Here is a 23,282-nt window from a genome sequence, read left to right on the forward strand (position 1 = left end):
TATGAACAAAACACTCTCTATAGGACTCGCCGGTTTTTCTTTTACAATAGAAGAGCACGCATATATAAAACTAAGTGATTACTTAAATGCTCTCAGAAGTTCACTAGACACAGATGAAGCAGATGAAGTAATGCATGACATAGAAATCAGAATGGTAGAAATCTTCAGAGATACCTTAGGAAAACGTGAAGTAATTAACGATACTGATGTAGAAAAAGTAATTGCTCAAATTGGTTCGCCTGAGAAAATCGAAGAACAAGAAGAAGCATATTATTCTGAAAAAAATACAAAAAACCAATCTACAGGAACGAGTTATTCAGACAAAAAACAATTGTTTCGTGATCCTGAAAGACAGAAAATTGCAGGAGTTTGCGCTGGTTTGGCTCATTATGTTGGGATGGATATCACGGCAATGAGAGCCATCTGGATCGGGGTTTTCATCATCGGAGTTTTCACAGCTGTTTCCGCACCATTGATTATCGTTTTATACATCATTCTTTGGATTGTTTTACCACAGGCAGAAACTGCAGCAGATTTCCTGAAAATGAAGGGAAAGCCTATGAACTTCGACAATCTTAAGAATGAGTCTAATAAATTGGTGCAGTTTGCCAATGAATCTACTCAGAGAGTCGGAGAAATCTACATAGAAAACAAACCTCATATTCAAAATGCAGGAAGCGGAATCTGGAATGTTTTCAGATATATTTTAGGAGCATTCTTCGCACTGCTTGCCTTCACAATGTTTGTAGGATCATTCGTGGTTTTTGCTTTCATCGGGAATGATTCTTTCCCGCCTATGAACCACATGAATTATTTGTTTGATGACGGAAATATGCAATACATTCTTGCAGCAATGATCGTGATTGGATGTATTATCCCGGCAATACTGTTCGCTCTTTTAAGCATAAAACTGATTTCTCCTAAAACAAAACTCAGAAATATTGGGTGGGTTCTTGGCGGTCTGTTTTTCATTCTTATCGGTCTGAGCGCTTATTTTGGAATCAATATGGCTAAAAAAGATATGTTCTGGAAAGGTCATAAAGAAGATACTGAAGAAATTTCCATCAATACTAATTCTGATACTTTATATGTTGACATTAAGCAGATTACAATTCCTCAGAACTTTAAAGGATATGAAGATGACATTTATTCTGATAAAAAATCTGTATTTGAAAAAGACTGGATTCATGTAGACGTTACAAGAAAAGCCAACATTACAACCCCTTACCTTATCATTAAGAAAGAAGCAAGAGGATATAATTTACCACTGAACATCAGCGTTCCTGTAGAAGTTATCAACAACAAAATTTCACTTCCAAATTATATCAAATTTCCTTATGATCACCGTTTCAGAAATAATGAAGTTGATTATGAATTGGTAATTCCTCAAAATATGATTGTTATCGGATTAAAAGACAACGGATTGAATTTCAATGGCGATTTAAACAACAACGGAATTAATGACGACGAAGAAGATAATGATGACAGCGACGGTAATGATAATCTCAACGAAAATTCATTAAAAATTGAAAAAAATAAAATTACCATCAATGGTTCTACAATAGAATACGCAGACGGAGATAAAGACAGTGTCATCATCAACGGAAAGAAATATCCGAAAGAAAAAGCAAAACAGATCATGGATTCTGTGAAAGTAGATATCGAAAAAATAAAAGATTTAGACATCAAACTTAACGCCAACAAAAAAGAAATCTCTATACAAACCAAATAACCTACCAATGAGAGTGGCAGAAGATGTGGATGAATAGCCAAGTGTTTGAAGTCCACACTCTTCTTCTCTCAATAAAATCACAAAAAAATCAATATTTTGTGTGTTATATGTAGAATTTTACTTAAATTCGTAGAAAATAAACTAATCCCAACACCAAAAAATATTTACAAATGATACAAGTAGTTTTAGAAATTGCAGTAATGATAGCTGATTTCATCAGCAGTCTGTTTTAAGAGCCATAATATTTCAATATATTTGTAAAGTATAACCATTGTATGTTGGTTATACTTTTTTGTTTTAAATCTGAATCTTTATGAAAAAGTTATTAGGCAAGTTGATTTTAAAAATCGTAGGGTGGAAAGTTGTCTTGCAAGGCGATGTAAATAGTCTAGACAGATGCATTCTCGTTGTAGCTCCGCACACGCACAATTCTGAATATCTTTTAGGAAATCTCGCATACTGGTCTTTGGGGAAACCTCTAAAAATCATTATCAAAGATGCTCATACAAAAGCCTGGTATGGCTCTGTAGTGAAAAGCTTAGGAGGCGTAGGCATAGACAGAAGCCAGAAGAATGACTTGGTTAATTTTGTCGCAAAACAGTTTGAAAAAGATGATTTCAGCTTGGTAATTACACCAGAAGGTACCAGAAGCTGGGTTCCGAAATGGAGAAAAGGATTTTATCACATGGCAATGGCAGCAAAAGTTCCTATCGTTTTGGCGGCGGGAGATTTCAAGAGAAAAACAATGTTTTTGGGCTACACTATTTCTTATGAAAAACTATCTACTTTACCTTATGAAGAAATCATGCAAGAAATTGAAGATTATTATGTAAAATATGATATTACTCCAAAAATCCCTGCCAACTGGAATCCTGATATTACCGGAAGCCAGCAGGCGGGAAGCTAAAATATGAAAGAATGAAAGCGTACCAATATAAGATTAGCGATAAGCTTTAAGGAAAATACTCATATCAAGATGTATACAAAAGATAAAACTAAAGAAGAAATACTTGAATTCATCAATAATTGGGGTGAAGAAACGTTTGCAAAAACTCTAGACATCCATTTTACTGATATTGATCTGGAAAACGAAACGTTAACAGCAACAATGCCTGTTTCGCCAAAAATCCATCAGCCTTTCGGCATTATGCACGGCGGTGCTACCTGTGTTTTGGCAGAAACAATGGGCTCTAGCCTTTCTAATATTTTCATTGATGGAAGTAAATATTTTGGAGTAGGAACCAACATCAATTCTAATCATTTGAGAAGCAAGAAAGATGGTGTTGTAACAGGATTTGCAAAATTCATACGGAAAGGAAAAACAATGCACGTTTCAGAAATTGAAATCAAAGATGAAAAAGGAAATCTCATCAGCCACACCACGATGACGAACAATATCATCAACAGATAAAATCGGGTGGACAATAGCAAAAAACAACAACCTTCTTTAGAAAGACATATTATTGCAAATCAAAGGCTTTTGCTACATTAAAACCAATAAAATTAACCATAGATTTTCCTTGGGACTGTAATATCGTATTTTGAATAGATTTTTGTTGGAATGAGAATATGACCAGTTTACAATCATCAATATTTCATTAAAAAACAGTTCATTTGATTTTGACATTTTTAAGACTAACAATACCTTTGTTGAAAGAAAACTTGGTTTAGGAATAGTGTATTTTATTTCCAGATGAAAGTTTTCAAAATGCTTCAATATTATGATTTATTTCAAATTTCCCTTTCTCGAAACACTTTACTCTACAGACGAAAATTCAGATAAAAAAGCAGTGAATTTCAACTCTTTTGATCAAGCTGAGAGTATCTATTTCTATGGAAAAAGCATTGAAGTAAATGGTATCCCAGACACGTTTTCCAACAAATTATTAATGGAAGACCAAACCAATTTTTTTGAGGAAACTCATGAAGAATATTTAGAAAAAATTAAGCAAATTATTGAGATCATCAAAGAAAATCAACTTCCCAAATTGGTACTTTCTAGAAGAAAAATTTTTAAAGATTTTAATGAAATAGATTTAAAAGAAAGCTTTAATAATTTGTGTAAATCTTATCCCAACGCATTTCGGTACATTTTCATTAAAGGAAATAATGCCTGGATGGGTGCATTTTCTGAGGTTCTAGGTAAATACAATAAAGATACTCACACTTTTGAAACGATGAGCTTAGCGGGAACCATTCCTGTTTCTGAAAGCTGGACAGATAAAGAAATTGAAGAACAGAAACCCGTTTCAAAATACATCAGAAATATTTTAGAAAAATACAAAACAGAATCAGAAATTCAGGAGTCTGAAACTTACGACCATATTTCAGGAAACATCAAACATCTAAAGACAGATTTTAAGCTTAAAATAAAACCTGAATATCTTGATTCAATCATTAAAGAACTTCATCCAACACCAGCCGTCTGTGGAATTCCTAAAGATTTTTGTAAAGAAAAAATTAAAGAATTTGAAAAATTTCCGCGAGAATTGTATGCAGGATATATAAAAATTGAAACCGATAATTTCGTTTACTTTTTCGTGAATCTTCGTTGCGCAAAGCTTTACAAAAATGCTATCCATGCATTTGTTGGCGGCGGAATAACAACAGAAAGCGATCCAAAAAAAGAATGGCGGGAAACCGAACTTAAATCTGAAGCAATACTGAAAAATCTTGTTTATAAATCTTAATTTTAAAATCAACCCGTTAAGTTGCTAAGCAAAAAGCTGAAGATTTTTTTAAGCATATTTCTATGTTGAAAATAAAGTATAAAAAAAGCCTTTTTCGAAAAAAAGGCTTTGAGATTTGAATAAAAATTCAAATTATTTTTTGACCCCGATTTTACTCCAGGTATTCATCACAAAAAGCAAAGCTATGCCCAAAAGAGCGGCAATAATAGAGAATACTTGTTTAGAATTATCTTCTTCCATAAGATCTAAATTCCAATTAATTGCATATACATTAATCGCTACAAATACGATAAAAACCACTAAAAATACTTTATAAAACTTTCGCATAATCTAAAAATGAATATAGTTTTGTACCAACTGGGTAAAGTTGGCAGTGAACAGTTTAATTGAAATCGCAAGCAATATAATTCCGAAAACCTTCTGTAAAATCGAGAGTGTTGCCTCTCCCATTTTTCTTTCTAGCCACGGTGCAGATTTCAGCACCAAATATACGAAAATTGTATTGAGAACTATTCCTAAAATAATGTTAATATCATGAAATTCTGCTCGTAAAGACAAGGTAGTGGTTAACGTTCCGGCTCCTGCTACCAAAGGAAAAGCGATAGGCACAATAGACGCAGCTCTTGCCTCAGTAGTTTTATTTATTTCTATACCTAAAATCATTTCAAGGGCGATAATAAAGATAACAAAAGCACCGGCAACAGCAAATGAATTGATATCTACTCCCATGAATTTCAACATCTTATTTCCTACAAAAAGAAATAGAATCATGATAATCCCCGCAGTAAGTGAAGCTTTTTTAGAGTCTATATGACCAAATTTCTGCTTTAAACTTACAATAATGGGGATTGATCCCAAAATATCAATTACCGCAAAAAGAACCATAAAACAAGTGATTGTTTCCTTTAACGAAAAACCTTCAAAAATTTCATTCATAATCGTTTTTTAATAATTTCGCAAAATTATGAATAAAAAATGATTATTTGCTAATTCTGGGGTACAATTTAACTATATCGTTATATAAGTCATTAAGAGATTGAGCAGAACGTACGGGAGAATATTTTTCAATTTGAATTCTTTGTTGCAATGCTTCGTATTCTTCGGCAACAGCTCTACCTTTGTAATTCTCAATAAAACTGCTGAAACTACCAGTTGCACCGTTAAAGTATTCGCTGCGTACTTCCGCATCCATCTCAGAAATTGTTGCAAAAAATGAATCAAAATTTTCTTCTTGTCTCAAATTATTCAAATAGGAGAAATAATCTGATATATCTGTTTTCAAGGTTTCTCTTATTTGCGCTTCAGTTTCTGCTACCGAACCCAATGATTTTGAGCGTGTAGCTTCTATTAGCAGACGTTTGTTTTTTTGCCATTTTCTGAATAATAAGAAGATAATAATTAAACTAATAAGAATAGCAATATTGATCATTAATGTATTCCAATGGAATTTTCTTTTTTCTTTTACTTTAAATGCTGTTGTTTTCAAAACAGGACTATCAACAGTTTCTAGGAAATCATTGGTGTAATCATTCATCTTTTCTACGGTGGTCATGCTTGCGTTAAGCTGCTCTTCTGTAAGAGAATTTAAAGATAATGATTGAGGACCAAGATTTACATATTTACCATTTTCAGGATCAAAGAAGGAGAAATCTTCCGTTTTCACATTCAAAATTCCTGCTTTATTTGGAATAATAACGTAATTTGCAAAGATGTCACCTTTTAAACCAGTATTTCCAGGCAAAATAGTATTAACAATTTTAGGCGCAAAAATTTCGTAATCTTCAGATTTTTCGATTTCGGGAAGGTGCATGGTTGTCATATTTCCTTCACCTGAGATTTTCACAGTAATGTTTACTGGTTTTTTGGCCTCAATTTTTTCGTTAGTGGTTGTATATACATCTATTTTAAATTTCCCAACTGCATTTTTGAATCCTTCTGGTGCATCTTCAGGAAGCTTTTTCACGTTTAGTTTTACCTTGTTTGAAACAATTTTACTGTTGTTAGAATAGGTACTTACTGATGCGGAAACAGATGGTACTTCTACATAACCTGCCTCATTCGGAAAAACCATAAAAACGGCTAGAACCTGAGTTGGCATATTTGAAATGCCCGATGGATCTATCTCAGATTTATTGAAGTTTACTGTATGTACATCCAATCTATCTTGTTCTGGAAGATTGATATTTTTTACTTTTCGAAGATTATCAATATTTCTAGAATAGCCTCTCAAAATTGCTATAGTGGGTTGGTATTCATAGACATCCCGATTTTCAATATCCATATTCAGATAGACTTCGTTGGAAGCAGTAGATTTTGTAGGAACTTTTTTCTCTACGTCCTTTATAAAAATATCGAAAGGTTCAGTTTTATAAATCTTGTTATTTACAGTTACCAACACAGAACCTATTTTTATTTTCCCTTTTTGCTTTGGTTCAAGGGCAATTCTTGTAATAGATTGTGAAAGTGAAGTATTGCTTTCGGGGAGCAACACGCCATCTTTAAAAGATGCGCTTCCCACCATATTAAATTTTGAAAGATCGGGTAACTGAAGACGGCTTTGCTGAACCAATTCATCTCCGTTTAGCTCGAGAATAATGGTCAAGTTAATCACCTCCCCGCTTTCATAATCTATTTTATCGGGTTTCAAAGACAGATTTACCTGGCCATAGGTGGCTATGGAGGCAAATAATATCAATATGTAATTTATTTTTTCTTTCATCACCAATCTTTCTCGTTGCTTTCTGGCATCGAAGAAGCATTGTCATTTAAAATTCTTCTGGCAGTTTGTTTTTCACTATTGCCAATATGTTCTAATAATCGTTTTTCGTCTTGCTTAGAAAGTTTTCCTTCTTCATTTCCTTCTTTTGCATCTTCCGGATTTTTACCCACGCCATTATTTTGCTGCCCTTTCCCCTGACTTTGATTTTTGTCTTTGGTTTCTCCGTCTTTTCCTTTATTTTTATCGTCTCCTCCTCCCGATTTCCCAGAGCTGGAATCTTGTTCGCTGTCCCTTTTGTCTTTTTTCAGTTTAAGCTTTGCAATTTCAAAGTTTTTGCGTGTATGCTCACTGTAGGGATTTTGTTTTAATGCACTTTTGTAGGTTTCTGAAGCTTTCTCTGCATCTTCCAATTTCATATAAGTATTTCCAAGATTATGAAGTGCAGCTGCTTTATCTTCTACTGATTGTGCCAATTTTTCAGCCTTTTTAAATTCTGATTTTGCGTCCTCATATTTTTCTTTCTTATAGAGTGCATTTCCTAAATTGTAATGAGCTGCAAAATCATCATCCTTTTCCTTTACGCTTTCTGCAAACTTTGATGTAGCTCCGTCGTAGTCTTTAGCCTTAAACTTTTTATTGCCCTCGTAAACTAACATACGATAACTATCTTGTCCCAAAACAAAGTTTTGGCCCAAGACAACAAACAAAAACGACAAAAAGAATATTTTAGTATTCATCTTATGCAAAATTATTCGTTTATATGTTAATAAACAGTGTCTTATTTGTTAAAATTCGGTTAAAGTATGGATAGAAAATTAAATAAATCAAAATTTTATATCGTAAAATCTCTCTTAGGGTTGAATAAAAAAATGATTATAAACAAAAAGATAGAAATTCCTAAGAAATATTGATAATAGTGGTTGGCATTTTGAGATTTCACAAGTGTATTCGAAGTCCCTTCTTTTTTATTTAAATCGGCAACAATAAGATTGGGTGCATCTTTTATAGAATTCCCATCGATATAGCTTCCATTAGTAGCCTGTGCCATACTAACCAATGCTTGGGTTTGTCTTTTGCTGATAACCATTTGCCCATTCCCATCAATTTTATACCCCATCAGCTGACCGTTTTCATAGATGGGCACTGGCGCTCCTTCTTCTGTACCCACACCTACTGTTGTAATTGTAATTCCTTCTTTGTTTGCTAATCTCACAGCTGCATTATCGTGTCCTTCATTATCTTCACCATCACTTATTAAAACAACTTTTCTGGAACCTTTTGCTACATTCTGAAACTTTTCCACAGCCCTTTCTATAGCAATTAAAAAATCTGTTCCTTGCCAACGCATATCTGTGGTCTCCAAAGCAGCAAGATACGTTTCAGCAGCACTATAATCTGTGGTGAGAGGCATTACAGAAACTGCATTTCCTGAAAATATAACAATCCCTACTTTGTCGTTTTTCATTTTAGACAAAGTATTGATGATGAGATTTTTTTCTTGAGTTAAACGACTTGGTTGCACATCTTCCGCATTCATAGAATTTGAAATATCCAATAAAAAAATCACATTATTCATCTTTTGTTTAGACTTTACCATTTCTGAGCCGCTCAAAAGATCAATAATTGAAAAAATTAAAAACAAAACTGCAAACAAATATAAAAATGGAAAAAATCTAACGAAAGACGATGGTTTTTCGAACAAAATTTCTTGAAATTTCGACTCTGCAAAAATGGCTTTTCTGGCTTTTTTCCATCTTAAAAAACGAAGCATAATGAAAGCAAGCAACGGCAAGAGCAGCAGCAAAAATAAGTACCAATAATTCCCTAGATCCCAATTCATCAATTCAAAAATTTATATAAAACCCATCTCAAAAAGGCATCAAACAGTAAAATCCCAAGTGCAATCCACAAAAAAAGCCTGAAATGTTCTTCATAGTGGTACGTTCGAGAAGAATTGATATTTGATTTTTCAAGTTGATTAATTTCATTATAAACCTCTTCCAACTTGTCGCCAGAAGTTGCGCGATAATATTTTCCGCCTGTAATTTTCGCTATTTCTTTTAGCGTTTCTTCATCAATGTTTACTGGCATTTCTCTATAAATAAGCCCAAATTCATCTCTATTTACGGGCATTAAAGCATATCCTTCGGTTCCTATTCCAACACAATAAACTTTAATATTATTAGATTTAGCCAGTTGAGCAGCCAATAATTCTGGTATAGCATTAATCATATTGCTTTCGCCATCTGTCATTAAAATAACAACTTTGCTTTTTGCTTTACTTGTACGAAGATGGTTTACAGCCACTGCCAGACCTTCTCCCACCGCTGTTCCGTCCTCCATTTCACTCTGGTTGATGTTTTGAATTTCGTGAATTACAGCATCGTGATCAAACGTTAACGGTATTTTTGGGAATGCTTGGCTTTTATAGGTTACCAAACCAATTCTATCATTAGGTCTTTTGCTAACAAAATCAACTGCAATTCTTTGTAAAACCGAAAGTCTGTCAGGCTCAAAATCTTGTGCCAGCATACTATAAGATACATCTACTGCAAGCATAATATCAATACCTTTCGTTTCATCTTGATCTTGGCTAATGGTAAAACTTCTCGGTCTTGAAATAGCAATAAATAGACAGCTTAGAATAAAATATTTTGATATTTTAAAAAGAAAAAGTACCGCTTTTATTCCTTTGCTTTCTCCCATATTTTTGATGGAAGGAACTGGGATACCTTTTCTTTTTTTCTTCTTCTTGATATCTAAAATTAAAAGTGGCAAAAACACAAGAAATAAGAGTAAAAACCACGGACTGTAAAATTCCAGATTATGCATCTTTTCTCAGGTTTTCAAATTCAATATCCTTTGTAGACCTTTCCACTACTTTTTTTATAACTGAAAAATCGTTTTCCATCGTTTGCTGATCTGGAAATGTTTTGGCAAACTTCACCAAATCCCCTCTCAGGAAGACTTCTTCTACAATTTTTTCGCTTTCAGAGGAGATGGTATTGTTTTTTTTCATTGCATCAATCAAATCATCGGTCAACAAAACTTCTGCCGGCAAATGATATTGAGTGGTGATAAATCTTCTTGAAATATCTATTAACTCAACATAAAACGATCTAAAATCTCCGTTTTCGATGTATTTTTTCTTTTTCAAACCTTCCAATTCTTTCAAAGTAAGATTGGTTGTAATTTTTGGGGAAGATTTGGGTCTTCTTCCGTATTTTAAAATGATAATAATTGCGATGAATAGAGCGATTATTGCCAAAACAGCGAGAATATAAAACTTGTAAAGCTCCCAATAATCTGAAGCTCCCAACTTCAGTTCTTTATTGTTCATAATGTCGTTGATGACATCTTCTTTTTTAGCCGTATTTACAACTTCTATTTCATAAGCCTGAGTTTTCAATAGCTGATCACCAGCTTTAAATTCAAGCTCAGGAATAGTAAATTTTCCTTCTTCAAAAACTGCAAATTCTATTTTTCTTTCATAAAAATCTTCTCCTGTGCCAATGCTGTCTTTAATTTCTTCAAAATGAAAGGGCAAAAGCTCGTTTTCCGGAGCGGCATTAACTTTTTGTTGGTTCAGGTATTTTATCCTAATGGTTAACTTATTGGTTTCTCCCAACGCCAGCATGTTTTTTTGCAAGTTGGAGGTAATCATCTGCGAAAAATACAGTGATGAAATGAGTATTGATATTATGAAAAGTGTTTTTTTCAATTGAATTTTAAATTTTTAAATTTCATTAAATTATTTCTTCTGAAAGTACTGATAAAGCATTTTCGAATATTCGGTTCCGCTTCCTATATTCATAAATCCGGCTGAAGAATCGGCGAAATCTTCTTCTAATTTTTTCAGTTTCTGTTTTTGAGCTTCTGCAAAAGTATAACGCCATCTTGCGTTGGAAGTGTTGGCGTAAATTTCATTTCCGGTTTCGGCATCGTAAAATAAAGTGTAACCCACATCGGGTATTTCATCATCTTTTTCGTCATAAATACGAATTCCTAAAACCTGATGTTTTTTTGAGGCTACTGCCAATATCTTTGCATCGTAATCGTCATTAAAATCAGAAAGAAGAAAAACCAGCGACTTCCTTTTAAAAATTCCCATCATGTAGTGCAGAGCATAATCAATTTTAGATTGTGCCTGAACATAATTTGCTGTAAGAATACTGCTGATTATCGACAAAACATGCTTTCTTCCTTTTTGTGGTGGAATTACTTTATAAACTTTATCTGCAAAAAGAATCAATCCCACTTTATCGTTATTTCCTGCAGCTGAAAAACCTAGGCTAGCGGCAATTTCCGCAACATACTCTCTTTTTAACTGATTTTGGGTTCCGTAGTTCATTGATGCTGATATATCTACCAAAATCATCATTGTAAGCTCACGCTCCTCTTCCATAACCTTTACAAATGGCTCACGAAAACGGGCTGTTTTATTCCAATCTATTCTCCGAATTTCATCCCCAAACTGGTATGGTCGAACCTCAGAGAAAGTCATCCCCTGACCTTTGAACGCTGAATGATACTGTCCCATAAGAGAAGATTCCGTTTTCCTTCTGGTACGGATTTCTATTTGTTTTACTTTTTTAACGATATCTTTTATTTGCATAAAATCTATGTGATAGTGAAATAATAAACTTACAATAAGTACACCTTTAAACTGATAAACTATTGAATTATTAAATTGTTAACTCATTTACGGTGCTTGAATTTTAGCTAAAATTCTGCTCACAATTTCTTCGGAAGTAATTTCTTCTGCTTCAGCCTCAAATGTTAATCCAATTCTATGTCTCAAAACATCTTGCGCTAAAGATTTCACATCTTCAGGAATTACAAATGCTCTTCCTTTTAGAAATGCATAAGCACGTGAAGCTATTGCAAGATTAATTGAAGCCCTTGGCGAAGCTCCAAAGCTTATATAATTTTTAAGTTCTGCAAGTCCGTATTTTTCTGGAAAACGAGTAGCAAAAACCATATCAAGAATATATTTTTCAATCTTTTCGTCGAGATAAATTTTATTAACAATTTCTTTTGCGTCTACAATGTTTTGTAGTGAAATCACTTGCTTCACCTCTTGTGTTTGTGACGTGGATACCATTCTCATTACAGCTCTTTCGTCTTCAAATTCAGGATAGCTAATAGTGCATTTAAGCATAAAACGGTCGCTTTGTGCTTCCGGTAAAAGATAAGTACCTTCCTGATCGATTGGGTTTTGTGTTGCTAAAACCAAGAAAGGCTTGGGAAGCTTCATCGTCTCATCACCTATCGTTACTTGTTTTTCTTGCATCACCTCGAGCAATGCAGATTGTACTTTTGCCGGCGCACGGTTAATCTCATCAGCCAAAACGAAATTAGCAAAAACAGGCCCTCTTTTTATAGAAAAATCATTTTCTTTGATATTATAAATCATTGTTCCTACCACATCAGCAGGCAAAAGATCCGGTGTAAACTGAATTCTTGAAAACTGTCCATCAACTGCATCTGCCAAAGTTTTTATCGCCAAAGTTTTTGCCAAACCTGGCACACCTTCAAGCAGAACATGCCCGTTACCCAAAAGCCCCACCAAAAGGCGATCTACCATATATTGCTGGCCAATAATTACTTTATTAATCTCTTGTCTGAGAAGTGTGAAAAAATAATTTTGCTCTTTCACTTTTTCGGTAAGCTGACGGATGTCTTCTGCTTGAAATGTATCTGGCATAATAATATTAAATAATTGGTAAATTTCTGATAAATACTTCCATTTGCCAACATAACAAATGCCATTATTGAGTTAAAGTTTGTTAAATCTAAAATATAATTAGTATTAAAAAAACTTAAAACCAGGCTTTAAATTGTCTCTTCCACTTTATTAAACTATTTTTGAAGATTAAAAAATTCTGTACGATGAATTATCATTTTCAGGCACACAGACAAGTGAGAAAAAACCTTCTCCAAATATTGCAAGAAACTTCGCACGAAGATCTTCTTCATATCCCGGATGGTTTCAACAATAATTTGTATTGGAATATTGCTCACACCGTCGCAACTCAGCAGCTTTTACACTATTATCTGAGCGGAAGCCCGTTCAGAATAGACAAATATTGGGTAGAGACTTACAAAAAAGGTACACTTCCTAATTTGAACGTGCAAAAATCTGAGGTTGAAGATCTTGAATTTTTATTAACAGAAACCTCAAAGATCCTGATGAAAGATTTTGATGCCGATTTGTTTGCAGATTATACGCCGTACACTACAAGTTTCGGCATAGATTTAAAAAACATTCAAGATGCCATTATTTTCAATAATATGCATGAATCTCTGCATTATGGATATGCCATGGCTCAGAAGAGGGCAATTTTGGGAGAAAAATACTGATTGGTTTTGAGTTGCATTTTTTAGATTTAGAAATAAGCCAAAAAAACAGATTTGTGGATTTATATATTTGAAAAGTATTCCAGATTTTGTGTAATTCTATTTTTAAAATTACCGAAATAACTAATCTTAAAAATAATTTTAGATTAATCAAACAGATAGATAATTCTTCCATTTCCATTCTGTAGGCTTTGAAGATAACAGAACCAAAAAGTAAATTAATTTTTTATTGATTGCCTAAGAATTTTACAATGAAACAAGATCACAATTTTACATCATTTTGATTTTTATTTTATTGATGAAGAAAAATTTGAAAATTTAAAAGAAAAAACAGCAATATTGAGCCAAAAAATAAGCTCACTTATTAATTATAAAAAAAATACTGAAGTGAAAGGAGCTAAATTTAAATAAGTTAGAAAACACTGACTTCTAATATTAAACCTTAAACTTTAAACAACAGAAATATGAACGACGATTTTATTTTCGGGCTGCGACCCGTATTGGAAGCTTTAGAAGCCGGAAAAACAATAGACAAAATATTTGTGCAAAATGCTTTGCAAGGAGAAATTTATGCGGAACTGAAAGTTGCTTTAGCAAAAAATAAAATCCGTCCCAACTATGTTCCGGTAGAAAAACTAAACCGTTTTACAAGAAAAAACCATCAAGGTGTGGTGGCTTTTATTTCGGATGTTCCTTTTCACAGAATTGAAAATATTGTACCCGAATTATTTGAACAAGGAAAAACACCTTTTATCTTAATTCTAGACAGATTAACAGACGTAAGAAACTTCGGAGCGATTTGCAGAACTGCAGAATGTGTTGGAATTGACGCGATTGTGATTCCCGAAAAAGGCGGAGCACCAGTGAACTCTGATGCTATAAAAACTTCAGCAGGAGCACTTTATAATATTAAAATCTGTAAAGAACCCAATCTGGGACATGTTGTAGATTTTCTTCAACAAAGTGGAATTTCTGTTTTTGCAGCTACTGAGAAAGCCCAGAAACTCATCTATGATGTAGATTTTACAGAGCCATGCGCCGTTGTTATGGGAAATGAAGAAACCGGAATTTCTAAAGAAGTAATGCATCATTCAGACGAAAAAATAAAATTACCTATTGAAGGAAAAACTCAGTCACTCAACGTTTCTGTAGCCTGTGGTGCAATTTTGTATGAAGCCGTAAGACAGAAATTGATTAAAACAAACATTTAAATATAATTCATGAAAAATATAGCAGCATTTGCATTACTATCAATCGCATTGGTATCTTGCAAAAAGGAAACCGCAACCATCACAAAAGTAGATCCGAAAACAGGGAAAACGATAACGGTGGAAGTGCCTGCAGATTCTATAAAAAAAGTAGAAGCCAACCCCGCAATTAAAGATTCTTTAGGAGTATACAAGCAAACTTTTAAGCTTAAAAAAGGAGAAACATATCCGCTCACAACATATCAGAGAGACATCAGAACGATGACTGATCCTAGTGGGAAAACAATTTCAGGAACGAGTGAATCTACTGATGAAATGACTTTCAAGGTAGATGATATTAAAGGAAATGTTTATGACATTACCATCAATTTAATTTCAAAAAGAAGCTCACAAAATTCTCAGGGAAAAACCGTTACTATAGACACCAATTCTCCAGCTCCAAAAGACGATCAAATGACAATGGTTTGGAGTATCAACAAAGCCTTGGTAGGAAACAAGCTTCAAATGAAAATGGACGACCACGGAAAAGTGATTTCTATTACCGGATTTGATGTTGTTTACAAAAAAATTTCTGACGTTGTTGCAAAAATCGTAAAAGAAAAAGCACAAGCAAATGGTGTTCTTGGAAGTTTAAAACAAACTTTTAATGAAAAAGTTCTGAAAGATCAATTCGAGAAAAACCTAAGCGTATTACCTAAAAATGGAGCGAAAATTGGTGGAAAATGGACTTTAAGCGAAAGTGCAGATGATGCTGGAAAGGTAAAAGTAACCTCCAACTATCAGCTGAAAAGCGTAGGAAATGGTATTGCTGAAATATCTGTAACCGGTGGAATTCCTAAGAAAACCGATAAGCAGAAACAAGGTGATATGACTCATAGCTTAAGCAGTGAACTTTCTCAAGATGGAACAATAAAATTTGACCAAAATACAGGCTGGATTACCCATCAAAACATCAGCGTAAAAACCACACAGGTAGAAACAATTGCCAATGCAAAAGAATCACAATCAATGAAGAGTGTGTCTAATTCTACTGTGATGGTGAATCCTTCTGCTAAGTAATTTTAAGATTTAAAAATTTGCAATAAGCGTTGGTAGTTTAAACTCTAGCAACGCTTTAAAATCAAAAATAATTATGTTTAAGCACATTTTTGAGTTTATTCTCATCACTATTGTATTATTTTTCGTCTGGAATATTCTGAAGAGAATTTTCTTCAATAAATTTTATAAATATACCGGATTCAGGCCACAGCAAAATACACCAAAAGAGGAAACAAAAAAAGCAAATATTGAGAAAAAAGTGAAGTGGGATGCAGAAACGGTAGACTACGAAGAAGTGAAAGAAGATAAAAGATAATCGTTTCATCCAAAATTTAAGATAATAACCCTCTATATGGCAAAAAATAAAAACTTAGTCTACATTGCAATTTCAATAGTTGCATTCTTAGTTTTAGCATTTTTATATTCTACACCGGTACTTACCGGAAAACAGCTTTTCCAACATGATATTGTTCAGTATCGTGGGGGTGCAAAAGAACTCATCGATTACAGAGATAGCAACAATAAAGAAACCTATTGGAGTGATTCTATGTTTGGCGGAATGCCTACTTATCAAATGGGAAGCCGTTTTGAAGGCGATATAATTAAAAAAGTAGACAGTTATCTGAATATTCTGCCAAGACCTGTGAACTATATTTTCCTTTTGTTTTCAGGATTTTTCCTTTTGGGGATGGTGGCCGTAAGAAACTGGAAATATGCGCTTCTCGGAGCCACATTTTTTGGGCTTTCCACTTATTTCTACATTATTATTGCAGCAGGACACAACGGAAAAGTGAATACCATTGAATATTTCGCACCACTTTTAGCCGGAATTTTATTGGTCTATATCCGAAAAAAATACATCCTCGGATTTATCATCACTACCCTTTTCTTCGGGTTGCAGGTAGCGGCAAACCATCCACAGATGACCTATTACCTGTTTTTAGGCCTTGGGTTTTTATTTATTTCGGAACTCGTAAGAGCGATTTTGAAGAAAATACCGATGAAACATTTCTTCATTTCATCAGGAATTATCGCTTTTTCTTTGGCTATTGGTGTAGGGATGAATTCTCAACGAATAATGGCAAATTCTGAGTACATCAAAGAAACCGTAAGAGGAAAACAAATTTTAAATAACGAAAATCACACCGCCGGAAATACCGGAATGGATAAGCCAAGCATCCTCAATTGGAGCTACGGAAAGCTTGAAACACTGAATCTTTTCATTCCTAAATTGATGGGAGGCGGTAGCCAAGAAGAGTTTTCAGATTCTTATGAAAATAAATTGAGGGAATCTTTGGCTACACAAACCAATGACGAAAACCAAATCGAGCAGGGTGTGCAAAGTATTGCAAGCCAAACATCACCGTATTGGGGAGATCAGCCGGGAACTTCGGGACCTGCGTATCAAGGTGCAGTTGTTTGTTTTCTTGCTGTTTTAGGATTCTTTTTTGCGCCAAAAAAATACCGCTACTGGATTTTGGGAGCTACTATTTTAACTATTTTACTAGCTTGGGGAAGCAACTTTATGCCATTGTCTGATTTTTTCATAGATTATGTACCATTTTATAGCAAATTCAGAGCGCCATCGTCGATTTTGGTCGTCGTAGAATTACTTTTCCCACTTATTGCGATTATCGGCTTGTACCAATTTTTCACAGATTCAAAATTATCAGAAGAATATAAAAAGAAAATACTGATTTATGTAAGTGGAGGAACTTTGGGTTTAACTTTAATTCTGCTTCTTTTTGGCAAATCTCTTCTTGGCTTCACAAATGATTTTGAAAAACAAATTCCCAATTATATTTTAGATGTAATCATCGAAGACAGACTAAAATTATTCAGAATTGATGCCTTCAAAGCGTTAATTTATGTAGGAATCACAGCAACAGTTTTATTTTTAGGTTTAAAGCAGAAAATCAATCAGAATATAGCACTTGTAATCATCGGAGCAGTAAGCTTATTTGATTTATGGAGCGTCAACAGAAATTATTTGAATGATAAAAACTATGTAGACGAAATCTTTGCTGAAAACCCTTTCCAAACAGAAGGTACAGATTATTTGCAGGAAAAAGTAGGAGACAATCCTAATTTGCAGTCTATTTTAGTAAGCATTCCGGTCAACAAAACATTGGAAACTATTGCTCAAAAAGACAAAAATCATTACAGAGTTTATAATCAGGTTTTAGGAACTACTGGGGAAACCAACACTTCCTATTTCAGGCCATCTATTGGTGGATATCACGCTGTAAAACTAAGAAGATATGATGATTTACTGAATGAATACATCGTAAAAGCGGACAGTATAAAAACTCCAAAAATATTGAATTTGCTGAACACAAAATACATGATTTTCGGGAGTGCAGCTCAGCCGCAAGTTGTTCCTAATCCTAATGCTAACGGAAACGCATGGTTTGTAAGTGACCTAAAATTCGTCAATAATCCAAACGAAGAAATTGCTTCACTAGGAACAATCGACAGTAAGAAAACAGCAGTAATCAATGTAGAAGATAAGAAGTATTTTGAAGGAAAAAATCTTCAGGCAGATTCTTCCGCAACAATTAATTTAACGAAATATGAACCGAATGAGTTAGAATTTAAATCAAATTCAAAGACTCCTCAGTTAGCTGTTTTCTCTGAAATCTACTATCCCCATGGATGGAAAATTTCGGTTGACGGAAAAGAAGTAGATTATGTAAAAGCTGATTATTTGCTTCGTGCAGTTCATGTTCCGGCAGGAACTCACAATATTAAAATGGTTTTTGAACCCCAAGTAATAGAAACCGGAAAATGGATTTCATTGGTTTGTTTCGCCTTATTTATTTTGCTGAGTGGCGCAGGAATTTATTTTGTTTCGCGTAGAAAAGATCACAAAACTATAAGTATAGATTAACGTAATTGCTAGGAAATACAACGAAGCCATCTGTTTAATTCATAAAAAGTGTTCATAAGATGGCTTCATTTTTCGCAAAGACAGTATGCAAAATTTAGTATGGAATTAAAAAAAATCCTTATCATCACTTACTATTGGCCGCCCGCAGGAGGTCCTGGCGTTCAGCGATGGTTGAAATTTGCAAAATATCTACCAGAGTTTGGCTGGAAACCAATTATTTACACTCCAGAAAACCCAAGCTATCCTTTGCTGGATGAGAGTTTGATAAAAGATATTCCTAAAGATTTAGAAATTGTAAAAACAAAGATTTGGGAACCTTATCAACTCGCTGAGAAGCTCAACAAGAGCAACAAAAAATTCAAAGCTGGGCAGTTTGATGTTGGTAATAACCAAAGCTGGAAATCTAAACTTTCAATTTGGGTACGAGGGAATTTTTTCATTCCTGATGCAAGAGTTTTTTGGGTAAAACCTTCGACTCATTTTCTTGAAAAGTACTTGAAAATCAATCAGATTGATACTATTGTCACTTCAGGACCGCCCCACTCTATGCATTTAATTGGTTTAAATTTAAAAAAGAAATTTCCTGATCTGAAATGGATTGCAGATTTCCGCGATCCGTGGACGGAAATATCCTACTATAAACATTTAAAACTCACAAAAAAATCAGATAAAAAACACCGTCAGCTTGAAACTGAAGTTTTCAAAAATGCCGATATTACTTTGGCCACAAGCTATACTGATGCGGAAAATTTTTGTAAAAACGGAGCTAATGCGTTTTGCATCACAAACGGTTTTGACGAAACCGATTCTCCTCAAACTCATAAAAAATCAACCCATCAAACGAAATTCACGTTAAGCTACATTGGTGTTTTAGAACAACTAAGAAATCCTGAAAACCTTTGGGAAGCCTTAGATTATTTAGTAAAAGCCAATCCAGATTTTGCAGAGAATTTCTGTTTAAAATTTGTGGGAAGAATTGATGATAAGATTATAGATAAGATTGAAAAATCTGGTTTAAAAAATCACATCTTTAATCTTGGCTATGTATCTCACGATAAAGCTGTAGAAGAAATGGCAAACTCATCACTTTTATTGATTACCAATTTCCCTAATGACTCTTCAAAAGGAATTATTCCGGGTAAAATATTTGAGTATTTGGCAACCGGAAAACAGATTATTTCTTTTGGACCAAACGAAGCCGATGTTGCCAAAATTTTAGATGAAACAAAAGCTGGAAAGCATTTTAGCTACAATGATTCAAAAAAAATTGAAGATTTTATTCTAGATAAATTTGAGCTTTGGAAAAACGGAAATATTGCTGAAAACAAGCAAAGTATTGAGCAGTTTTCAAGAAGGAATTTAGCAAAACAACTTTCGGAGATTTTATAAATTTATTTTTCAAAAAAATTCCAATTTCAGATTACCCCACAATTGTTTACAAAACCCAGTCGCCTTAGGAATAGATGGCAACTTATTAATAGTACAAAAAAAAATTCACAAATTATTGTTTTGTTTTTATGTAATCAAACAAAATTACCTTAAAATAGTGCAAACAAAAATCCGAAAACAGGCAAATTCCGTGACATATAATTTACATACCTCTCTGAAAATCTTTAATTTCGTGACATGGAAATTTTAGATATTCTGATTATCGGAGCCGGGCCAATAGGTTTGAATTGCGCTCTTGAAGCAAAAAAAAACAAACTAGACTATTTAATTATAGAAAAGGGAACTATTGTGAATTCTCTTTACAACTACCCTTTATACATGACGTTTTTTTCAACTGCAGGTAAGCTTGAAATCTCAGAAATTCCTTTTATTACAACAGCTCCAAAACCGGGAAGACAAGAAGCACTAGAATATTATCAGGGCATTGCAAGACAGAAAAAGCTGAATATCAATCTTTATGAAAAAGCTTTAAAAGTCTCTAAAAATGAAGATTTTTTTGAGATTACAACTTCAAAATCTAAATATTGCGCAAAAAACATCATTATCTCCACCGGATTTTATGACATTCCGAATCGGTTAAATATCACGGGAGAAGATTTGCCTAAAGTAAAACATTATTACACAGAACCTTATCCTTTTGCACAACAGAAAATTGTAGTTGTAGGCTCTAGTAATTCTTCAGTTGATGCGGCACTTGAGACTTATAGAAAAGGTGCAGAAGTCACGATGATTATTCGCAGTAGTGAAATATCGTCTAATGTAAAATACTGGGTAAAACCGGATATTGAAAACAGAATTTCTGAAGGAAGTATACAAGCTCATTTTAATTCTGAATTAATTGAAATAAAGGAAAACTCAGTCATTTTTAAAGATAAAAATGGAAATATCACCGAAATTGAAAATGATTTTGTTCTTGCCATGACAGGGTATCTTCCTGATTTTGATTTCCTGAAAAACTCTGGAATTACACTGCAGGGCGACTGTTTAAATCCTTTTTACAATCCTGAAACAATGGAAACCAATGTTCCTAATTTGTATCTCGCAGGGGTTGTTTGTGGCGGCAAAGACACGCATCTGTGGTTTATAGAAAACTCCAGAATTCATGCGGAAAGAATTGTGAAAAATATTGTTTCAAAATAAGTTTCACAAAGAGAAAACAGAACAATCTGCCAGGATAAAATTAAAAATCAACCTTCATTCCCAAGATAAAGTTTCTTTTCGCAGCGGGATTGTAGTATCGGCTTCCAAAAGCATTGGTATCAAATCCTAAAACGTAATTTTCATTATACAAATTCTGAATTTGGAGGTATAAATTCAGTCGCGTTTTCTCAAAATTTACAGGAAATTTGAATTTGATATTTCCTATTAAATTAATGTCTGACCACACAGAATTGGCATCATTTAAAGGAATTTTTGAAGTATAAATGTGAGAATAATCAAGTTCTAATTTTTTGAAAAAAGTAAAATTAAGTAAAGAATTAATTGTAGTTTGAGGAACTCCCGTCAAATCATTTCCTGAGAAATCATTTCCATTTTGTTGATAATTTTTAAATTTAAAATTGTAAAAACTTCCTGAAAATCTAAATTTGAAATTACTGAAAAAATCATTTTCAAAATCAAAATTTTTAGATTCTAAAAGAAGCTCTAATCCTTTCTGAACTGTTTCTCCAGAGTTTACAAAAAACTCTTCTCCATTGTCATTTTGCCTTCTTACAATTGCCTCTTTCATTCTGAAATCAAAATATCCTACTTCTATAAAAAAAGAATTTCTAAATTGTTTTCTTAATCCTAATTCCTTATTCCAGCCATATTCTGGTCTTAAATTCTGATTAAATTCTTGCGTTGAAGAGCGAATTTCTTCATTCGTAGGTGCAGAGTTTCCTTTGCCTATTTTTCCTCTTGCCGAAAAACCTTTTCCTAAAAGATAAGTAAAGCCAAAATTCGGTAGCCATTGATTTTTAAATTGAATTTTCCCCGTCTCTTTTCTTGGAAAAACCCTTTCCCAATCGTAAGAATTTGAATTTAAACTGATTGAAATATCGGAGAATAATTTTTCATTAAAATTTAGTTTTTGCGAAAGAAAATAAAATCCTGAAGTATTTTTCAGTTGATCAAAATTTTGTGGTTTTCCTTCAAAACCTTTATTATTATCGTAATTTTTAATTAAAATATCATTAATTCCGCCTTCAAAACCCAATCGGTAAGCCAAAGAAATTTCACCCCAATTTTTGTCATAATTGAGGTGTGTTCTTACAGCAAAATTCTTTTCAAATCTGTTTTCAAAATTGGTGATAAAAGGATTTTCAAAATCTACGTAAGAACCCTGAACTAAGATAAAATGCGAGAAATTAGTATTGAATTGATATTCTTGAGAAAGTCCTGCAAAAATCATCTTATTTCTGATTCCTGCATCTTGTTCTGAGGCACTTGGAAGCGCTGCGGTTTTCGGTCTTGCCTGCTTTCTGTTGAGATTCATCTGCTGTAAAGTTAAACCACCTGGAGTTTGGTAATCAAGATCAGAATACATCAACATCGCTTTTAAAATTCCCTTGCTTGAATATTGAAAATGATCTTTTACGAAAACCTGTTTTCTCTGAACTTTAGATTGTTCACGGTAAGAATCTGATTGATAGTAATTTTGAAAAACTTCCAGAAAATGTTTTCCCATCTGTGCTGAAAAATCAAAACTCTGATTGAAAGTTCCATAGCTTCCGGTGGATATATTGGTTGATAAATTATCTGAATTTTTTGTTTTTAGAAGTATGGTTCCGCCTGTAACTGCTCCGTAATCTCCACTTTCAGGCCCCTTGTAAATTTCCATTCTATTAATCAATTCGGGAGAAATCACATTGAAATAAGTGTTTCCGGAAGCATCAGACAAAATAAAATCATCTAGATACACTTTCACATTCCGAACCCCAAAAGGTGACCTCAAAGTGCTTCCCCGCAATGAAATCCTATAACTTCCAGGCGACCTTTCCTCCATTCTTGCCCCAGCAATTTGATTGATGGACTCTAGCATTCTTTCCGGTGTATTTTGATTCAGCAAATTTTCTGAAATCACCGAAACTGATTTTGTAGAATTAATGAAAGCAGTTGGTTTTTTATACGCATCAATTTTCACTTCTGAAATCAAGTTGGCGGAATCCCGTTTTTGAGAAAATAAAAATGAGCCGGAAAAAAAAAGGAAAAAAAG

Annotated in this window: 21 protein-coding genes; 11 read left to right on the top strand and 10 right to left on the bottom strand. The window is 33.6% G+C overall.

What is annotated here, in order from left to right; all coding sequences use genetic code 11:
- Position 1 precedes the first annotated feature (1 nt).
- From BW939_RS10665 to BW939_RS10680, 4 genes are all read left to right on the top strand, one after another.
- Positions 2–1,732 (top strand): PspC domain-containing protein, encoded by a 1,731-nt coding sequence (locus BW939_RS10665; RefSeq protein WP_076452017.1) that lies wholly within the window; start codon positions 2–4, stop codon positions 1,730–1,732.
- Between the two features lie 313 nt (positions 1,733–2,045).
- Entirely contained in the window at positions 2,046–2,639 is a 594-nt protein-coding gene (locus BW939_RS10670; protein ID WP_076452018.1) for a 1-acyl-sn-glycerol-3-phosphate acyltransferase, read from the top strand.
- A gap of 69 nt (positions 2,640–2,708) precedes the next feature.
- Positions 2,709–3,143, top strand: a complete 435-nt coding sequence (locus BW939_RS10675; RefSeq protein WP_076452019.1) for a PaaI family thioesterase — start codon at positions 2,709–2,711, stop codon at positions 3,141–3,143.
- Positions 3,144–3,453: 310 nt separating this feature from the next.
- The gene (locus tag BW939_RS10680; protein ID WP_076452020.1) at positions 3,454–4,422 is read left to right on the top strand and encodes a chorismate-binding protein; all 969 of its coding nucleotides are present in this window, start codon (positions 3,454–3,456) and stop codon (positions 4,420–4,422) included.
- Positions 4,423–4,554: 132 nt separating this feature from the next.
- Here BW939_RS10680 and BW939_RS10685 read toward each other — a convergent pair whose 3' ends face one another.
- From BW939_RS10685 to BW939_RS10725, 9 genes are all read right to left on the bottom strand, one after another.
- A complete protein-coding gene (locus BW939_RS10685) occupies positions 4,555–4,749 on the bottom strand; it encodes a hypothetical protein (RefSeq protein ID WP_076452021.1) in 195 nt (64 codons plus the stop codon).
- A 3-nt stretch (positions 4,750–4,752) separates the two neighbouring features.
- Complete coding sequence (locus BW939_RS10690; protein WP_076452022.1) at positions 4,753–5,358, bottom strand: MarC family protein; 606 nt, start codon at positions 5,356–5,358, stop codon at positions 4,753–4,755.
- A gap of 43 nt (positions 5,359–5,401) precedes the next feature.
- The gene (locus BW939_RS10695) at positions 5,402–7,141 is read right to left on the bottom strand and encodes a BatD family protein (protein ID WP_076452023.1); all 1,740 of its coding nucleotides are present in this window, start codon (positions 7,139–7,141) and stop codon (positions 5,402–5,404) included.
- Positions 7,141–7,878, bottom strand: a complete 738-nt coding sequence (locus BW939_RS10700) for a tetratricopeptide repeat protein (RefSeq protein ID WP_076452024.1) — start codon at positions 7,876–7,878, stop codon at positions 7,141–7,143. The genes BW939_RS10695 and BW939_RS10700 overlap by 1 nt, the downstream gene beginning before the upstream one ends.
- Before the next feature lie 95 nt (positions 7,879–7,973).
- Positions 7,974–8,981 (bottom strand): vWA domain-containing protein, encoded by a 1,008-nt coding sequence (locus BW939_RS10705; protein ID WP_076452025.1) that lies wholly within the window; start codon positions 8,979–8,981, stop codon positions 7,974–7,976.
- A complete protein-coding gene (locus BW939_RS10710; RefSeq protein WP_076452026.1) occupies positions 8,981–9,973 on the bottom strand; it encodes a VWA domain-containing protein in 993 nt (330 codons plus the stop codon). The genes BW939_RS10705 and BW939_RS10710 overlap by 1 nt, the downstream gene beginning before the upstream one ends.
- Positions 9,966–10,862: a BatD family protein gene (locus BW939_RS10715; protein WP_105170188.1), complete on the bottom strand. Its 897-nt coding sequence runs from the start codon at positions 10,860–10,862 to the stop codon at positions 9,966–9,968. The genes BW939_RS10710 and BW939_RS10715 overlap by 8 nt, the downstream gene beginning before the upstream one ends.
- Positions 10,863–10,892: 30 nt before the next feature.
- A complete protein-coding gene (locus BW939_RS10720; RefSeq protein ID WP_076452028.1) occupies positions 10,893–11,756 on the bottom strand; it encodes a DUF58 domain-containing protein in 864 nt (287 codons plus the stop codon).
- An 87-nt stretch (positions 11,757–11,843) separates the two neighbouring features.
- Complete coding sequence (locus tag BW939_RS10725) at positions 11,844–12,848, bottom strand: AAA family ATPase (RefSeq protein WP_076452029.1); 1,005 nt, start codon at positions 12,846–12,848, stop codon at positions 11,844–11,846.
- A gap of 185 nt (positions 12,849–13,033) precedes the next feature.
- Here BW939_RS10725 and BW939_RS10730 point away from each other — a divergent pair, with 185 nt between their 5' ends.
- From BW939_RS10730 to BW939_RS10760, 7 genes are all read left to right on the top strand, one after another.
- Entirely contained in the window at positions 13,034–13,504 is a 471-nt protein-coding gene (locus tag BW939_RS10730; protein ID WP_076452030.1) for a DinB family protein, read from the top strand.
- A 461-nt stretch (positions 13,505–13,965) separates the two neighbouring features.
- Positions 13,966–14,712, top strand: a complete 747-nt coding sequence (gene rlmB / locus BW939_RS10735; RefSeq protein ID WP_076452031.1) for a 23S rRNA (guanosine(2251)-2'-O)-methyltransferase RlmB — start codon at positions 13,966–13,968, stop codon at positions 14,710–14,712.
- Between the two features lie 9 nt (positions 14,713–14,721).
- Positions 14,722–15,768: a DUF6263 family protein gene (locus BW939_RS10740; protein WP_076452032.1), complete on the top strand. Its 1,047-nt coding sequence runs from the start codon at positions 14,722–14,724 to the stop codon at positions 15,766–15,768.
- Between the two features lie 73 nt (positions 15,769–15,841).
- Complete coding sequence (locus BW939_RS10745; RefSeq protein ID WP_076452033.1) at positions 15,842–16,063, top strand: hypothetical protein; 222 nt, start codon at positions 15,842–15,844, stop codon at positions 16,061–16,063.
- Positions 16,064–16,099: 36 nt separating this feature from the next.
- Entirely contained in the window at positions 16,100–18,637 is a 2,538-nt protein-coding gene (locus BW939_RS10750) for a YfhO family protein (protein ID WP_076452034.1), read from the top strand.
- 99 nt (positions 18,638–18,736) lie between these two features.
- Entirely contained in the window at positions 18,737–20,026 is a 1,290-nt protein-coding gene (locus BW939_RS10755) for a glycosyltransferase (protein WP_076452035.1), read from the top strand.
- 237 nt (positions 20,027–20,263) lie between these two features.
- The gene (locus tag BW939_RS10760) at positions 20,264–21,226 is read left to right on the top strand and encodes a YpdA family putative bacillithiol disulfide reductase (RefSeq protein WP_076452036.1); all 963 of its coding nucleotides are present in this window, start codon (positions 20,264–20,266) and stop codon (positions 21,224–21,226) included.
- Between the two features lie 40 nt (positions 21,227–21,266).
- Here BW939_RS10760 and BW939_RS10765 read toward each other — a convergent pair whose 3' ends face one another.
- On the bottom strand, positions 21,267–23,210 hold the full coding sequence (locus BW939_RS10765) for a TonB-dependent receptor (protein ID WP_228417194.1): 1,944 nt from the start codon (positions 23,208–23,210) through the stop codon (positions 21,267–21,269).
- Positions 23,211–23,282: the final 72 nt, after the last annotated feature.

Origin of the sequence: Chryseobacterium piscicola (genome assembly GCF_900156685.1) — a bacterium.
GTDB classification, from domain to species: Bacteria; Bacteroidota; Bacteroidia; order Flavobacteriales; family Weeksellaceae; genus Chryseobacterium; species Chryseobacterium piscicola.

Coding starts and splice junctions, on each gene's coding strand:
- BW939_RS10755 (WP_076452035.1), top strand. CDS start 18,737: ATGGAATTAAAAAAAATCCTTATCATCACTTACTATTGGCCGCCCGCA.
- BW939_RS10695 (WP_076452023.1), bottom strand. CDS start 7,141: ATGAAAGAAAAAATAAATTACATATTGATATTATTTGCCTCCATAGCC.
- BW939_RS10740 (WP_076452032.1), top strand. CDS start 14,722: ATGAAAAATATAGCAGCATTTGCATTACTATCAATCGCATTGGTATCT.
- BW939_RS10725 (WP_076452029.1), bottom strand. CDS start 12,848: ATGCCAGATACATTTCAAGCAGAAGACATCCGTCAGCTTACCGAAAAA.
- BW939_RS10760 (WP_076452036.1), top strand. CDS start 20,264: ATGGAAATTTTAGATATTCTGATTATCGGAGCCGGGCCAATAGGTTTG.
- BW939_RS10690 (WP_076452022.1), bottom strand. CDS start 5,358: ATGAATGAAATTTTTGAAGGTTTTTCGTTAAAGGAAACAATCACTTGT.
- BW939_RS10750 (WP_076452034.1), top strand. CDS start 16,100: ATGGCAAAAAATAAAAACTTAGTCTACATTGCAATTTCAATAGTTGCA.
- BW939_RS10745 (WP_076452033.1), top strand. CDS start 15,842: ATGTTTAAGCACATTTTTGAGTTTATTCTCATCACTATTGTATTATTT.
- BW939_RS10710 (WP_076452026.1), bottom strand. CDS start 9,973: ATGCATAATCTGGAATTTTACAGTCCGTGGTTTTTACTCTTATTTCTT.
- BW939_RS10670 (WP_076452018.1), top strand. CDS start 2,046: ATGAAAAAGTTATTAGGCAAGTTGATTTTAAAAATCGTAGGGTGGAAA.
- BW939_RS10675 (WP_076452019.1), top strand. CDS start 2,709: ATGTATACAAAAGATAAAACTAAAGAAGAAATACTTGAATTCATCAAT.
- BW939_RS10680 (WP_076452020.1), top strand. CDS start 3,454: ATGATTTATTTCAAATTTCCCTTTCTCGAAACACTTTACTCTACAGAC.
- BW939_RS10720 (WP_076452028.1), bottom strand. CDS start 11,756: ATGCAAATAAAAGATATCGTTAAAAAAGTAAAACAAATAGAAATCCGT.
- BW939_RS10730 (WP_076452030.1), top strand. CDS start 13,034: ATGAATTATCATTTTCAGGCACACAGACAAGTGAGAAAAAACCTTCTC.
- BW939_RS10665 (WP_076452017.1), top strand. CDS start 2: ATGAACAAAACACTCTCTATAGGACTCGCCGGTTTTTCTTTTACAATA.
- BW939_RS10705 (WP_076452025.1), bottom strand. CDS start 8,981: ATGAATTGGGATCTAGGGAATTATTGGTACTTATTTTTGCTGCTGCTC.
- BW939_RS10685 (WP_076452021.1), bottom strand. CDS start 4,749: ATGCGAAAGTTTTATAAAGTATTTTTAGTGGTTTTTATCGTATTTGTA.
- rlmB (WP_076452031.1), top strand. CDS start 13,966: ATGAACGACGATTTTATTTTCGGGCTGCGACCCGTATTGGAAGCTTTA.
- BW939_RS10700 (WP_076452024.1), bottom strand. CDS start 7,878: ATGAATACTAAAATATTCTTTTTGTCGTTTTTGTTTGTTGTCTTGGGC.